This window comes from Pedobacter sp. PF22-3 (assembly GCF_026239555.1).
Lineage (GTDB): Bacteria > Bacteroidota > Bacteroidia > Sphingobacteriales > Sphingobacteriaceae > Pedobacter.
Genome location: NZ_JAPIVP010000004.1, coordinates 1 through 14764 on the forward strand (window position 1 = coordinate 1; position 14764 = coordinate 14764).

14 protein-coding genes are annotated in these 14764 nt (G+C 37.8%); 4 read left to right on the forward strand and 10 right to left on the reverse strand.

Going from position 1 to position 14764, the window contains the following annotated elements; all coding sequences use genetic code 11:
* Positions 1–197: 197 nt before the first annotated feature.
* Positions 198–848, reverse strand: a complete 651-nt coding sequence (locus OQX63_RS06495; RefSeq protein WP_138822909.1) for a LolA family protein — start codon at positions 846–848, stop codon at positions 198–200.
* A 60-nt stretch (positions 849–908) separates the two neighbouring features.
* Positions 909–3497: an FtsK/SpoIIIE family DNA translocase gene (locus OQX63_RS06500; RefSeq protein WP_265850090.1), complete on the reverse strand. Its 2589-nt coding sequence runs from the start codon at positions 3495–3497 to the stop codon at positions 909–911.
* 887 nt (positions 3498–4384) lie between these two features.
* Between OQX63_RS06500 and OQX63_RS06505 the strand changes: the two genes are divergently transcribed.
* Positions 4385–5041: an ankyrin repeat domain-containing protein gene (locus tag OQX63_RS06505; RefSeq protein WP_265850091.1), complete on the forward strand. Its 657-nt coding sequence runs from the start codon at positions 4385–4387 to the stop codon at positions 5039–5041.
* Between the two features lie 131 nt (positions 5042–5172).
* Here OQX63_RS06505 and OQX63_RS06510 read toward each other — a convergent pair whose 3' ends face one another.
* From OQX63_RS06510 to pyrF, 6 genes are all read right to left on the reverse strand, one after another.
* Positions 5173–5391: a PspC domain-containing protein gene (locus OQX63_RS06510; RefSeq protein WP_132401036.1), complete on the reverse strand. Its 219-nt coding sequence runs from the start codon at positions 5389–5391 to the stop codon at positions 5173–5175.
* A gap of 129 nt (positions 5392–5520) precedes the next feature.
* Positions 5521–5736, reverse strand: a complete 216-nt coding sequence (locus OQX63_RS06515; RefSeq protein ID WP_265850093.1) for a hypothetical protein — start codon at positions 5734–5736, stop codon at positions 5521–5523.
* Between the two features lie 52 nt (positions 5737–5788).
* Positions 5789–7072: a DUF2851 family protein gene (locus tag OQX63_RS06520; protein WP_265850094.1), complete on the reverse strand. Its 1284-nt coding sequence runs from the start codon at positions 7070–7072 to the stop codon at positions 5789–5791.
* Positions 7073–7108: 36 nt separating this feature from the next.
* Positions 7109–7432, reverse strand: a complete 324-nt coding sequence (locus OQX63_RS06525; protein ID WP_265850095.1) for a hypothetical protein — start codon at positions 7430–7432, stop codon at positions 7109–7111.
* On the reverse strand, positions 7423–7677 hold the full coding sequence (locus tag OQX63_RS06530; RefSeq protein WP_265850096.1) for a hypothetical protein: 255 nt from the start codon (positions 7675–7677) through the stop codon (positions 7423–7425). The genes OQX63_RS06525 and OQX63_RS06530 overlap by 10 nt, the downstream gene beginning before the upstream one ends.
* A 124-nt stretch (positions 7678–7801) precedes the next feature.
* Entirely contained in the window at positions 7802–8632 is an 831-nt protein-coding gene (pyrF, locus tag OQX63_RS06535; RefSeq protein ID WP_265850097.1) for an orotidine-5'-phosphate decarboxylase, read from the reverse strand.
* Between the two features lie 425 nt (positions 8633–9057).
* Here pyrF and rho point away from each other — a divergent pair, with 425 nt between their 5' ends.
* Positions 9058–10800: a transcription termination factor Rho gene (gene rho, locus OQX63_RS06540; protein ID WP_265850098.1), complete on the forward strand. Its 1743-nt coding sequence runs from the start codon at positions 9058–9060 to the stop codon at positions 10798–10800.
* Between the two features lie 65 nt (positions 10801–10865).
* Positions 10866–11561, forward strand: a complete 696-nt coding sequence (pssA, locus tag OQX63_RS06545; RefSeq protein ID WP_265850099.1) for a CDP-diacylglycerol--serine O-phosphatidyltransferase — start codon at positions 10866–10868, stop codon at positions 11559–11561.
* A gap of 54 nt (positions 11562–11615) precedes the next feature.
* Here the strand turns inward: pssA and folK are convergent, their stop codons facing one another.
* Complete coding sequence (gene folK, locus OQX63_RS06550; protein ID WP_265850100.1) at positions 11616–12122, reverse strand: 2-amino-4-hydroxy-6-hydroxymethyldihydropteridine diphosphokinase; 507 nt, start codon at positions 12120–12122, stop codon at positions 11616–11618.
* Positions 12123–12162: 40 nt separating this feature from the next.
* Between folK and sppA the strand changes: the two genes are divergently transcribed.
* Positions 12163–13929 (forward strand): signal peptide peptidase SppA, encoded by a 1767-nt coding sequence (sppA, locus tag OQX63_RS06555; protein ID WP_265850101.1) that lies wholly within the window; start codon positions 12163–12165, stop codon positions 13927–13929.
* A 156-nt stretch (positions 13930–14085) separates the two neighbouring features.
* On the opposite strand, the gene OQX63_RS06560 is transcribed toward sppA, so the two are convergent.
* Positions 14086–14715, reverse strand: a complete 630-nt coding sequence (locus OQX63_RS06560) for a hypothetical protein (RefSeq protein WP_265850102.1) — start codon at positions 14713–14715, stop codon at positions 14086–14088.
* Between the last annotated feature and the right edge of the window lie 49 nt (positions 14716–14764).

Sequence of the window (14764 nt, forward strand, 5' to 3'; positions counted from 1 at the left end):
ATCAGGGTGACGACACTAATACTAAAATACCTAAAGAATAGCTCTAAAAGCCACATTATTTATCGAACTCAAGTTTGTAAATCACAAAAAAGTAAACAAAGGGGATATAAAAGAAAAGCGATTTAACCAGGGATATGCCCTGATTAAATCGCTTTTTTATAGATAGCGCTAAAACTGTGCGCTGCCTGCTAAATCTGTTATCTTAAATCTACCACTTCAACACCAGGGTATTTTTTTGCATCGAAAGCAAAAGTAGTTTCTGGTATATTCACGTTAGGAGAAAAAGTTTTCACATTGTAGGTGTATTTGTTTCCGTTTTTATCAAACAACACCACGTTTGCAATTTGCTTAGCTGCTTTATCGATACTTAAACGTACTTTAAAAATCGATTTTTTAGCATCTACGGGTGTTAAATCGATCATTTGATAGGTTTTAGCACCAGCTTTTTCTTCGCCGGTATAAACGTATTTAAATCCTTTTTCGTAAACGGTGAAAATCTTAGCCGGATTAATGGCATCGCCACTGTTGTCTACATTGCTTACCTGCACTTCTTTGTCTTTTTTCAAATAAGTCCACTGGCTTTTACCATCGCTAAACAATTCCTGGTTAGTCATGGCTACTTTATACTTGTTAGAATTGGCTTTAACATACAAAGTACCCTGCTGGGTTTCTTTTACTTTAGCTTTTGGATTATCCAAAGTAAAGGTAAAATCTGTTTTAACTACGTTGTACGATTTGTATTTTTTACTCACTTCAGCTAAAATGGCTTTAGCTTTCGCATCAGTTTGAGCATAAGTTGAAGTTGTAAAAGCAACTACAACCATTAATGCTGAAATTAATTTCTTCATCTTTTCTTTTTTAAGTTTTTCTTTGAAACGTTAGAGTAGATTGTTGTTAAATGGTTTAATCTAATCCTTGTTATCCATACCATTCAAGAATTGTTCCAAAGAATACTCATCAGGGTATAAAACTTCTCTTGCTTTACTTCCTTCAAAAGGTCCAACAATACCTGCGGCCTCTAATTGATCAATAATCCTCCCGGCTCGGTTATAACCCAATTTAAGTTTACGCTGAATTAATGAGGTTGAGCCCTGCTGATGCATTACAATCAGCCTTGCTGCATCTTCAAAGAATTTATCGCGCTCATTAGGATCAAAATCGGCTTTACTTCCCTCCCCTGCTTCATCTATATATTCTGGCAGCTGGTAAGCATCAGCATAGCCGCGCTGGTTACCAATATATTCAGAAATGCGGTCTACCTCAGGTGTATCAACGAAAGCACACTGTAGCCTGATTAAGTCGCTCCCGGTAGATAAGAGCATGTCACCACGCCCAATTAACTGATCGGCACCACCACTATCTAAAATGGTCCTCGAATCGATTTTCGACAATACCCTAAAGGCCAGCCTGGCCGGGAAGTTGGCTTTAATTGTACCCGTAATAATATTTACCGATGGACGTTGAGTAGCCAGAACCAGGTGAATACCAATAGCCCTCGCCAATTGTGCCAAACGTGCAATGGGTGCTTCCACCTCTTTACCTGCTGTCATCATTAAATCGGCAAACTCATCTACCACTAAAACAATGAAAGGCAAAAAGCGGTGACCATTATTTGGATTAAGCTTGCGCTTTACAAACTTATCGTTGTATTCTTTTAGATTCCTAACCTGCGCATCTTTCAATAGATCATAACGTTGATCCATTTCGATACAAAGCGAGTTTAGCGTATTCACTACTTTTTTGGTATCTGTGATAATGGCATCGGCCTCACCGGGTAATTTTGCCAAAAAGTGGCGTTCTATTCTGTTAAATAAAGTTAACTCTACTTTTTTCGGGTCAACCAGTACGAATTTAAGTTGCGCGGGGTGTTTTTTAAAGAGCAGCGAAACCAGAATGGCGTTAATACCCACCGATTTACCCTGACCGGTTGCCCCTGCTACCAATAAGTGAGGCATTTTAGCTAAATCAGCTATAAAAACCTCATTGCTAATGGTTTTACCTAATGCAATAGGCAAATCCATAGTGGTTTGACTCCATTTTTCGGTATTTAAGATGCTGCGCATGGGCACCATTTCCGGATGCTGGTTAGGCACTTCAATACCGATGGTACCTTTGCCAGGCATTGGTGCAATAATACGGATCCCCAATGCGGCTAAAGAAAGTGCAATATCATCTTCCAGATTTTTAATTTTAGAAATCCTCACACCCGGTGCCGGAATAATCTCGTACAGCGTAACCGTGGGACCAATGGTTGCCTTGATCTTATCGATTTCGATATTGTAATGATTAAGCGTTTCTACAATTTTATTTTTGTTGGCTTCCAGTTCTTCCGCATTTACTGAAATTTTATTGGTACCATAATTTTCTAACAAATCAATGGTTGGATATTTATAACCAGATAAATCCAGTTTTTCGTCATAGTTACCAAATTGCTCAACCAGGTCATCCGATTTTTTATCTTCTTCGGTTTTTTCGATCGTAAATGCGGGTTCCTTTTCTACTTCGACTGGTGGTTCTACTGTTAAAGGCAATGATGAAGCCGCAGCAGCCATTGGCAAATTAGCAGCCAGTGGAGATAATACAACGGGTGCTACAGTTTCTTCTTCCTCTTTTTCTTCAAAACGGCTTGGCTGTAATACGACGTGCTGTTGCTTGCGTTCATTACTTACGGGCTTATCGCGCACCGGAAATTCAATAGGTGCTGAAGGTTCTTCGTAAGTTTTGTTTTTTACGGCTTGCTCCCTAATATCGTTTACATAATCTGGCGTTTCGTTATCGAGGTATACTTCTTTTGCTTTACGTTCCGGAAATTTAAAATCGATATTATATGCAATGATTAAAATGGTTAGTCCGGCAAAAGCAATTAATCCGGCAACACCGGCAGCGCCAATTTGGGCCCCTAATAATTTATTGCTCCAATACCCAAACTCACCTTCTAAATAATGTGGCGATTCTGACCAGAAACCATGTGCAAAACCTAAGGTTAATGAAATAAATAGCAAAAAGAAAAAGCTGTATCCTAATGTTTTAGAGATGGAAAGGATTTTAACTTTAAATAACAGACGGTAACCGATAATAAAAAAGGCCAAAACAAACAAGAAAGAGGCTATACCAAACCATTCGTAAATAAACTGGTGTGATAACAGCGCACCAAACTTACCTAACCAGTTCTGAACCACAGGGGTAGAAACGCCTGCTGCCTTTAACTCTTCTGCGGTTTTAAAGAGGTTGCTCCAACCACCATTGGCATCTATTACATAACTCTGGTCATCCTGCCAGGTAAACAGATACGAGGTAAAAGCGATTAGAAAATATAGTGACAATATTACAAAAAACAGTCCTACAATTTTAACTGCACGCCCATCTGCCAGATCAAAGCTTGGCAAAAAATCCATTTTCCCTTTCGGTTGCCTGCCTGATGATGATCTGCCGGGTGCACTTTCTGCACCTTTATCTCTGAATGTATTGGCTTTAAACTGGTTACCCCTTACCGACATTTTCTATCCTAAATAATTTAATATGGAACAAACTTAGATAAAACTGCGCAGCATTAACGAAAGCCTAACAAAAAAATTAATCACATTTTGTAAGCATTGTTTTTATTCACTTTCTGCTACGCCCCCTATTTTTAAAACAAAGTATTAAACCTGATGAAATATATGTTATAATTTATTTTATAATATGCCTTAAATTAAATAAAAATATTCATCAGGCATTAAACCTTAAACAGAAATTTTGGTCTATTATTTTAACAACGCACAAGTTGTAACGTTTTATTAAATGAAACGGATTTTGTTTTAGGTTTTATCCCGTTTTGCCTGGAGGGGCAAAACGGGATTTTTTTCATCCTGAAGTATAATTTATTTTATAAAAATCAATAGGATTTACAGTAGTATTTAATGGAAATAAACCTACCAGAGGGGATCGTCGTTGCTGTAAAATTACTTGAACTGGGTTTGCGTTAGGGATTGCAAGGGTTCAGTGCCGATACTTCATCGGTACCGGAGCGAAGCGCAGCCCTGAAAAGCCAGACCCTTGCGTAGCTTGGGGAACGCCCAAATCAGTTGGCAGTTAACAATTTAGTTAATAGCCTTTTAAGAACTATTCGATATCATCTGAAAAGCAAGGTTCTGCGCACTTCGGTTGCCTTAGTCCTGCTCTCCCTTCAAGTCCTCGTTGCGCTCCGGGCTTTCCGTTCGATCAGGTTTATTTAACTTGGGACAGTGGTCCTTAGGAGCATGATTAAATTCACCAAGACCTTACAGGTTTTAAAGACCTGCGAGGTCTAATCTTTGTTAATTTGCTGCACGCTCTATATATTTAGGCAATAAAGTTTACAATTCCTTAATTTTCGTTAATTTAAAGCGATTTTTCAAAAAGTATTATGGGTATAGCGCAACTCGAAGAACAAATTGAATCCGGAAATATCCAGGCAGTAAAAGAAATTTTGGTTGAAAATCCAAAATTGGCAAATATGGATACTTCTCATCATATTTCGCCATTGTTATTGGCTTGTTATTACAAAAAACAGGAAATAGCCAACTTGATTGCTGAATTTGTAGATCATTTAACCTTGTTTGAGGCCTGTGCAGTTGGCAAATTCGATGCGGCTACGCTATTGATTTTTCAGCACCCTGCCAGTATCAATGAATTTTCTGAAGATGGCTTTACACCGCTTGGTTTAGCCTGCTATTTCGGACACGAAGATTTAGCCCGTTTTCTGGTTTTAAAAGGTGCTGAGGTTAACCTGGCATCAAAAAACGGCTTTAATGTATTTCCGATCCACTCAGCAGTTGCAGCCAATAATTTTAATATCACTAAAATGCTCTTAGATGCGGGCGCATACCCAAATGTTTGTCAGAAAGCAGGTTTAGCTCCCTTACATACCGCTGCTCAATTGGGAAATATTGAATTGATTATTTTACTGTTAGAACACGGAGCAGAAGTTTCTTTACGCATGGAAGGCGGAAAACTCCCGGCAGATTTAGCCGCAGAAAAAGGTTTTAATGAAATTGCAGAAATTTTAAGAGATGATGACTAGACAGTTCACAGTTTGTAGTTCACAATTTCCAGTCGATTTAAACTGAAAACTGCCAATTGAAAACTGCTTATAGTTCACAATTTTCGGTTGATTTAAACTGAAAACTGCCAATTGAAAATTGCCTACTGAAGTTATTCCCAGATCCGCATTCGCATTCTTTTCATGTATGTCCTGATATCGAGCACTACGGCAGCCAAAAAATAGAACAGTATAGGAAAACCTACCGCCAAAAATGACGAATAAATAAAAAACAGACGCACTTTAGCGGTACTCATATTCAGCTTATTGGCCAAATAGGTAGAAACTCCAAAACTCTGCTGTTCAAAATAAGTTATAATTCTCTGGAACATTTTAAGCTTATTTTAAAATCTTATTGCTCTGCACTAAATAATAACACTCCAAAACTGGAATCATTATTTGCTTAGAGATTCTAATTTAAGAAATTTAATTGGTTAAACGCAATGGTATAATTTAACTCTTTATTCCAAAATCAGTTTTTCGAAATCCTGTTTATCTTCGTGTTTTATAAAAAGCGTTTGTTGTTCTTCCAATCCCGAAAATTTTGTGATCAGTTCCGCCATAAATTGATGGATATTAACATCACTATTTAAAATAATCGTTAAGGCATCGGCATTACCTCTTACCTCAATAATCTGATTCGGATATAGTTCTTTTAGTTCGTGTGGAAATTCCATAATAAATAAACAGATAATAAAGTATAAAGTTTTACCGAAAAGTGCATACAGCTTAGGCCTGTTTCAAAATTTTAATTCCAATACCACAAGATAGGCATTTTTTCTCATCACAATATTGCTTTTTTAGCTGCAAAATTCCCTGCGAGGCAAAGGCGTTTGCCATCTTCACTCCCGCCCCGGTAAATTTATCGGTAATCGCATTTTGCTCAGCGGGCAAACTTTCTAACAACTTTATTGCCCTACTGATAAAATATGGTGTTGCGGTATGTTTTCCATAAGCAAATAAAAACAAGGCTACGGTATTTAGCAGAATGTTGTCTACTGATATTTGACCTATTTGAGTGTTAACTGAAGAGGCTGTCTTTTTAAAATGATAATGTGTTTTCCAGTAATCGTTTACTGGTAGATTTTCAAATAAGGTACGTAGCGCTGCTACATCCTTGATTTCCATAATTTTAGAAAAAAGATGATTGGCTTTTGTAATTAATGCAGCAAATTGCGCCAGACGGATAGTCGGAAAATTTTGAGGGCGCATGCGCATAAATTTCCACATTGAAACATCAATGGGTTTAATGTTGTATTTCTTTTGGAGAAACTGAAATTCTGCCTTTAACTTTTTAGGATATTCTTCTTCGAAATGATCGTTTAAAAACCCTGCCGCACCAAAAACCAATGCGTCTATTTGATGTGGATTATTTTTATGCTTGGCATAAATATGTTGCGAAACTGCTTTAGCAAACAACTCGAAAGGCAAGGCATTTATTTTGAAACCAAAATTACGCGCCACAAAGCGGTAGAAAGTCTCATCCCAATTCCCATTTAATTCATTTAAGGTTTCTGTAACCGCATTTGTTTTCTGCTCAAAACGCTCAACCAACGTTCTGGATAAAAAAGAATCTACGATCAACTCATCTACACGCCCTATTTGGGCAATGCAAGGAAAATCGGTTAAGGTGAGGAAAAGGTTTTCGTACTTGCTGATCAGATCTGAGGAGATGCGGTCTTTCAGTTCTAAAACAGGCAAAATGCTTCCATCCATCCTGGTTATTTCGGCATCGTGCTGGTAAACAACATGTAAGATTACATTTTCATATGCAGGGTTAACCTGGTGATTGTGTTTTAACCAGTCAGATGATTTTAAATGAATTTCTACATTACCTGCCCAAAGGGTTTCTCCTATCTTAATCTTGGCATGGTTAAAATCCGGACCTGCATTCCGGTTGAGCAATCCGGTATTGATGATTTCCAGGTTTTCACCATTATAAGTCTGCAGCCCGTTATAATCAAACGACCTGAACTGCCATACATAATGTAGAAAATCTTCCGGAAAATTCATCCTTGAAGATAATAAATTTATTTAGCTATAACTAACTTATAAGTTTAAATTTTTAGCTTCTTTGGAGTAGTTGTTAAAAACATAAGTGACCAAATAACGATTCTCATTTTTTTCAAATACAAAATACCAGGTTGTTTTCTCACTAATATTAAAATGGATTAGCCAACTGCCATGATGAGAAATTGCCTTAGGAACATTGTAATGTTGCTTCTTCACGATTTTACTTTCAGCAATATCAATCAATCTGATCACGTAATCTATAGCACTTTCGTGGATACTGAAATAATTTTCGTAAAAAAGCACATCCACCAATTCGTTAAGATAAAGCAGAACCGAGGGACTGAAGCGTACTATTTCCAAGGCAGGGTACTAATATGCTGAATGGCTGCTGCTTTAAATTCAGAAGCCGATAAACTTTCCTCCCACTTAGCATCAAAAGAAGTATGTGTTGCGGGCGTCTTTACATAAGCTACCTGCTCTTCATTAACCACCGGAAGCTGGCCTTCATTTAAAACCTGCATTAGCTCTTTTTTTTCGGCAGCTGAAAGGTTTTTTACATGCTCAAGTAACGAATTAAAGTCCATATTATCAAAAGGGTTAGCCATAGGTCAAGTCTAAACAATTAAATATAAGAATTTTTACACAAAAAAAAAGCAATCAAACTAATATTACTATTGGATTTTGTACGATAAATTGTTTCTCAAAGCAACAACCGATATTCAGTTTTTTTTATACCAACCCTGCTTTATTCAAAATCTGCTCCATTTCCTGTTGTAGTTTTAAAGCCTCTTCTCTGGCCTTTTCGGCAAAGTCTTCACCCTGGCTGGCATAGATAATTCCCCTTGATGAATTGATCAATAATCCGCATTGTGAGTTTAATCCATATTTACACACTTCACTTAAATCTCCACCCTGTGCACCAACACCTGGTACCAAAAGAAAATGATCTGGCGCCAGTTTACGTACATCGCCAAATGCCGCACCGCGTGTAGCCCCAACTACATACATTAGCTGTTCATCTGTTGCCCAGGTTTGCGAAGTTTTAATCACTTTTTCGAAGAGCCTGTCTGCTCCAACTTCCTGCAATTGAAAATCGGCATGCCCAGCATTCGAGGTTAAAGCCAATAGGATTACCCATTTATCTTTAAAAGTTAAAAACGGCGTTACCGAATCGCTGCCCATATAAGGTGCAACGGTAACCGAATCAAAACTCATTTCAGACGATGCAGCGTTAAAAAATGTTTCGGCATACATGGCAGAAGTATTTCCAATATCGCCGCGTTTAGCATCTGCAATAGAAAAAATATCATGCGGGATATATTTCCAGGTTTCGGTTAAGGTTTCCCAACCTTTTTTGCCATAACATTCGTAAAAAGCAGTATTGGGTTTATAAGCAACACACAAATCTTTAGTGGCATCAATAATCTGTTTATTAAATTCCAGAATAGGATTTTCGTACTTTAATAAGTGTTGTGGTATCTTATCTAACGAAGAATCTAATCCGACACATAAAAATGAACGTTTTTTTTGTATCTGCTCGAAAAGTTGTTGTTTGGTCATATATTGGCTTATTTGCTGCAAATATGAAGATTTTTAAGTTTTTAGAGCGACAAAATAATGCGCACAATAATTATTTTTATAAACATTTTAAACTTTTGCTTGCAGATTACGTTTCAAATACATACAATTGCACCATAATTTCTCAATCGTTTATCTGAATATCCCAGAAAAATTTATCAAGACTTGTTTTTTGTTACCATTTTTTAAAAGCAAATATTGCTTTTTATTCAGCTTGTAAACAATTATGAAACAATTTGAGCATTATCCCTAATGAACTCATTTAATGTTTTATAGCCTTAAGAACTTATGCACAATAAAAAGCCGGGCTTACGTTAATACAAATATTTTTAAAGCCCGTGTAAATTTATAACAGAAAACATCCGTTATAAACAAATGAAAAATTTCTTGAAACATATATATTTAGAATGTTTAGTAAAACAGAATTAAATGATAAGCTCACAACAGAATTACGTGAGCTGGCAAAAAGCTATGGCATTGAAGGTGCCGACTCCCTAAGAAAAATCGACCTTGTTGAAGTACTTTTACACCAGCAAGAAATTATAAATGCCGCTAAAGCCGGTGCAGACCCTTACAGCGAAATTGAACCTGTTGCAGCTACTCCTGCGCCTAAAACCAAAGCTGTAAAAACACCAAAAGTTGCTGCCGCAGCTGCAGCCGCTGCTTCTACAGTGGCAACAGATAAGCCAGCAGCTACTACAGCCGACAAACCTGTTAAAAAAAGAGCAAGGCTAACGAAAGATGAACCTGCAGCGCCAGTTGAAAGAAGAAGAGATGCTGTAACGTTGTTTGACGAGCCTCAACACCAACAACAGCCGGAGAAACAGCCTGACAGAATTGTTGAAGCTGAAGAAAGTGTAAAACCGATCTCAGCTTTGATCGAAGAAAGTGCAGAAGTGCTTCCGGTGGCTCAAAAGCAAAAGCAAGAGCCTAAAGAAAAACAGGAAAAACCGCAGCGTGACGAAAATCGACAACAAAAACAACCGGGCGGTGGCAATCACCACAAAAACGAAAACAGCTATTCGAACCTGGATTTTGATAATGTAATTACAAATGAGGGTGTTTTAGAAATTATGCCTGATGGTTATGGTTTCTTGCGCTCGGCAGATTACAACTACTTAACTTCTCCTGATGATATTTATGTATCTCAGTCTCAAATAAAACTTTTTGGATTAAAAACCGGCGATACCGTAAAAGGTAGTATCCGCCCGCCAAAAGAAGGAGAAAAATATTTCCCATTGGTTCGTGTAGAAACCATTAACGGCAGAATCCCTGCTGAGGTTCGCGACCGCGTTCCTTTTGATTATTTAACGCCACTTTTCCCGACTGAAAGATTAAACCTGTTTACGGATACGAATAATTATTCTACCCGTATTATGGATTTATTTACACCAATCGGTAAAGGCCAGCGTGGTTTAATTGTTGCGCAGCCTAAAACAGGTAAAACCAACCTATTAAAAGAAGTTGCAAACGCAATTGCTAAAAACCACCCGGAAGTTTATTTAATCATCTTATTAATTGATGAGCGCCCGGAAGAGGTGACCGATATGGCACGTAGCGTAAGGGCTGAGGTAATTGCCTCAACTTTTGATGAGCCAGCTGAACGTCACGTTAAAATTGCCAACATTGTATTAGAAAAATCAAAACGTCTGGTAGAAAGCGGACATGATGTAGTAATCCTGTTAGATTCGATTACCCGTTTAGCCAGAGCGTATAATACTACAGCACCAGCGTCAGGTAAAATATTATCAGGTGGTGTTGATGCCAATGCCCTGCACAAACCAAAACGTTTCTTTGGTGCGGCGCGCAACATCGAAAACGGAGGTTCATTAACCATTTTAGCTACTGCATTAACCGATACAGGTTCTAAAATGGATGAGGTAATTTTCGAAGAATTTAAAGGAACCGGTAACATGGAGCTTCAGTTAGACCGTAAACTATCTAACAAACGTATTTTCCCGGCTATCGATATTACAGCATCAAGCACCCGTCGCGACGATTTATTGCACGACAGAGACACATTACAGCGCGTTTGGATTTTACGTAACCACCTTGCTGATATGAACAGCCAGGAAGCAATGGAATTTGTTCAATCTCAGATAAAAGGAACAAAAAGTAACGAAGAGTTCTTAATTTCGATGAACAGCTAAATAAGTTTGGCGTTTGGGGTTTGGAGCCATGCGTTTCAAACCCCATGCGCTTAGCGCCCAACCCCATGCTAAAAAAACACCTTCCTAATGCAATTACGTGTGCAAACCTTTTTTCTGGCTGTATTGGAATCGTTTTTGCATTTAAAGGCCATTTAGAAACCGCAGCTTATTTCGTTATTTTATCCGGAATATTCGATTTTTTCGATGGCATGGTTGCCCGTTTATTAAATGTAAAATCGGCCATTGGAAAAGATCTCGATTCTTTGGCAGATATGGTGAGTTTCGGCTTTTTACCGGGTGTAATTATGTTTCACCTATTAAAAGCCAGCGACTATTCATCTGAATACCTTCCCTACCTAGGTTTTATCATTACTATTTTCTCGGCACTTAGATTGGCCAAATTCAATAATGATAGCCGGCAAACGGAAGATTTTATCGGCTTGAATACGCCAATGAATACTTTGTTTATCTGTTCGCTGCCTTTTATTGCGCAAGATTATCCACAAATTATTTCCTCCAGTATTTTATTAATAGCCATTACGGCAATCACCAGCTTCTTACTGGTAAGCGAAATAAAAATATTTTCTTTAAAATTCAGCAATTTGAGCTGGGCGAAAAACAAAATCAAATTTATTTTCCTCATCCTATCGGCAATATTAACTGCCTTTCTACAATTTGCGGCGATACCTTTTGTTCTGGTATTGTATATCGCTTTATCTTTTCTGCATTTTAAGGGCGCAACTTCAAATCAAAAGGTTTAGTCTCTAGCTTCTTAAAGGATTCGGGCTGACTGATCCTGATATAGTCCAGGTTAGTTAAAGCCTTTTAACCTCAAGCGGATCGTTAATATTGCGACAGATCGACAAAATCGTTTCTCCCAGCACGGGATGCACAACATCTGGTGCAATCTCTGCCAATGGCTCCATTACAAATTTCCGGTGTTGCATATGCGGATGGGGTACCTGAAGTTTATCGGGAATATTGATAACCTGATCTCCAAAAAGGATCAGATCAATATCAATTAAGCGCTCCCCCCATTTATCTTTCCTTACCCTGCCCAGTTCCTGCTCTATACTTAAGGCCAGATCTAAAACTTCTACAGCACTTAAATTAGTTTGCACCGCTACTGCCTGGTTTAAAAATGCAGGCTGGTCGGTTTTGCCCCATGCGGCTGTTTCGTAAAGCGATGAAAAGGCTATTACCTTTCCAATTTTATCATTCAATAGTTGAATGGCTTGCTTCAAATTTGCCTCTCTATTGCCTAAATTTCCTCCCAGTAACAAATAAGCCGTACTGTACTCTAAAGCTTGATTAAGCATCATGTATTTTTATATCTTTACAGCACAAAATTAAAACATTTAAATGAGAGAATTCTTTAAGTATTTATTTGCCTCTATGTTAGGCTTTTTCTTATCAATCATAATCGTATTTATTATCTGCTTCATAGTGGTTGTGGGATTAATATCTTCTATTGATAGCGATAAAACCATTACTGTATCTAACAATTCGGTACTATTCCTAAATTTAGATCAAGCCATTACCGAGCGTACACCTAAAAAAACATTTGGTAACCTTCCAATTGTTGGGGGTGACGAAAAAGATGCGATAGGCTTAAACGACTTCTTAAAAGCTTTGCAAAAAGCCAAAACAGATGATAATATCAAATGTATTTACCTAAATGTAAGTAGTCCGAATGCGGGTTTTGCTACGCTACGTGAAGTCAGGAATGCACTGATCGATTTTAAAAAATCGCATAAAAAAATTATTGCCTATAGCGAAGTGTATACCCAAGGAGCTTATTATTTAGCTTCGGTAGCTGATAAACTATATTTAAATCCCGAAGGCGCTTTAGAGTTTAAAGGATTTAGCTCCGAGCTTACCTTTTTTAAAGGAACATTAGAAAAAGTTGGCGTAGAAATGCAGGTTATCCGTGTAGGAAACTATAAAAGTGCGGTTGAGCCTTTTATCTTAGATAAAATGAGCGATTATAACCGTAAACAAGTTACGGCTTATGTTGGTGGTTTGTACAATACATTCTTGAGCGATATTGCAGCGAGTAGAAATATCCAAAAAGATAGCCTTTATAGCATAGCCGACAACTACAAAGTACAACAGCCACAAGATGCGGTAAACTTTAAAATGATTGATGCTTTAAAATATAAAGATCAGATTTTAGAGGAATTAAAAGGATTATCTGGCAGAACCAGAGGAGAGAATATTCGCGCTGTTTCGATTAATGATTATGCCAAAAATAATAGCGATACAAACGAAGGAAAAGACAAAGTAGCGGTGATTTATGCCAATGGTGAAATTAACGGCGGAGAAGGTTCTGATAACCAGATCGGATCAGAACGCATTTCCAGAGCAATCAGAAAAGCCCGTTTAGATGATGATATTAAAGCGGTTGTATTGCGTGTAAACTCACCAGGAGGTAGTGCTTTAGCTTCGGATGTAATCTGGAGAGAGGTTGTATTGACCAGAAAGGAAAAACCGGTTATTGCATCGTTCGGTGATGTAGCCGCATCAGGTGGTTATTATATTGGTTGTGCCGCCGACAGTATTTTTGTACAGCCGAATACCATTACAGGATCTATAGGGGTATTTGGTATTATTCCAAACTTCCAGAACTTAATGACCAATAAACTAGGCATTACATTTGATGGTGTTAAAACGGGTAAATATGCCGATATCATGGCTACAAACCGCCCTATGACTGCAGGTGAAAGATTTATCATCCAAAATGAATTAAACAGAATTTACAGCGGTTTTGTAAGTCGCGTGGCCGACGGCAGAAAGAAAAGTAAAGCCTATATTGATAGCATTGGCGGTGGCCATGTTTGGATTGGAACTGATGCCGTTCAAATTGGTTTAGCGGATAGAATTGGAGGTTTTAATGATGCTATTAAGGCTGCGGCTAAAAAAGCCAAGCTAAAGACTTATAAAGTAGTAGAATATCCGGATGTAATAGACCCATGGAAATCATTACTGGACGAAGGTACAGACAGGATTAAAACTTATTACACCAAACAAGAACTGGGTGATAATTATATGCTTTACCAACAGATGAAAAAAGTGATCGCAAGTTCTGGAATTCAGGCCAGGATGCCATTTGAAGCAGTTATTAAATAGGGAATGATGTAAGATGGAAAATGGATGATGGAATCATAGCATTTATATAAAATGGTTATGGTTAATAGCCACGTAGGTATAATACCAAACATTAACCATGAACTATCAAACCATGAGCTAAAAGCCCATTATCCATTTTACACCTTACCTCTTACATCAATCTATCAACTTCCATTCTGGATGCAGGGTTAAGTAAGTATTGTTAACCGCAGTATTTACCTGATGTACACTTAAGGAAGTACTTTTCCCTTTTAAAAATTCGAAACCAATCCCCTCTTTTTTCGCATCATAAACAGCTACGGTATCATTCTTTTCATTTAAATAAGAAGAAAGCTTTTTGATATCAGGGAATTTTAGCTTGATATCTTCTAAAGTAGCGCCTGTAGTCAAACCATCCTGGGTTTTAAATTCATTTGAGGTAATTCTGATCTGCTTTACGTCTTTTACCCGCATACTGGTATCGCGATAAGAAGAATAAATGGCAATTTCATCCCTTTGCTTTGCTGTCGAATCTCCGCCGTACCATATGCCCCAGGCTTTACCCATTGCAGCATCGCCGGCGTCAGGTCTCCCCAGTTTTTCAACTACCTGTTCCATATTTTCTCCTAAAGAAATTTCGCCAATAGATTTACCAGCTACAATCAGAAACCGCCCATCTACATCTTGTATTTTGGTTGTTTTTAGGTTACTTACCGAATCCGTTTTGTGCTCATCGTTTTTATTGGCAGATTGGCATGCTGCCAAACCTATGCTTAATCCCAAAAGGGCAAATTTTACATTTTTCATGAGTGTAAAACAACAATTAATAAAATTGTGTTTTAATTTCTTTGCCAGG

Bases quoted from the DNA above. Each gene is read 5' to 3' on its own strand.
- OQX63_RS06495 (WP_138822909.1), bottom strand. From the start codon at position 848: ATGAAGAAATTAATTTCAGCATTAATGGTTGTAGTTGCTTTTACAACT.
- OQX63_RS06500 (WP_265850090.1), bottom strand. From the start codon at position 3,497: ATGTCGGTAAGGGGTAACCAGTTTAAAGCCAATACATTCAGAGATAAA.
- OQX63_RS06505 (WP_265850091.1), top strand. From the start codon at position 4,385: ATGGGTATAGCGCAACTCGAAGAACAAATTGAATCCGGAAATATCCAG.
- OQX63_RS06510 (WP_132401036.1), bottom strand. From the start codon at position 5,391: ATGTTCCAGAGAATTATAACTTATTTTGAACAGCAGAGTTTTGGAGTT.
- OQX63_RS06515 (WP_265850093.1), bottom strand. From the start codon at position 5,736: ATGGAATTTCCACACGAACTAAAAGAACTATATCCGAATCAGATTATT.
- OQX63_RS06520 (WP_265850094.1), bottom strand. From the start codon at position 7,072: ATGAATTTTCCGGAAGATTTTCTACATTATGTATGGCAGTTCAGGTCG.
- OQX63_RS06530 (WP_265850096.1), bottom strand. From the start codon at position 7,677: ATGGCTAACCCTTTTGATAATATGGACTTTAATTCGTTACTTGAGCAT.
- pyrF (WP_265850097.1), bottom strand. From the start codon at position 8,632: ATGACCAAACAACAACTTTTCGAGCAGATACAAAAAAAACGTTCATTT.
- rho (WP_265850098.1), top strand. From the start codon at position 9,058: ATGTTTAGTAAAACAGAATTAAATGATAAGCTCACAACAGAATTACGT.
- pssA (WP_265850099.1), top strand. From the start codon at position 10,866: ATGCTAAAAAAACACCTTCCTAATGCAATTACGTGTGCAAACCTTTTT.
- folK (WP_265850100.1), bottom strand. From the start codon at position 12,122: ATGATGCTTAATCAAGCTTTAGAGTACAGTACGGCTTATTTGTTACTG.
- sppA (WP_265850101.1), top strand. From the start codon at position 12,163: ATGAGAGAATTCTTTAAGTATTTATTTGCCTCTATGTTAGGCTTTTTC.
- OQX63_RS06560 (WP_265850102.1), bottom strand. From the start codon at position 14,715: ATGAAAAATGTAAAATTTGCCCTTTTGGGATTAAGCATAGGTTTGGCA.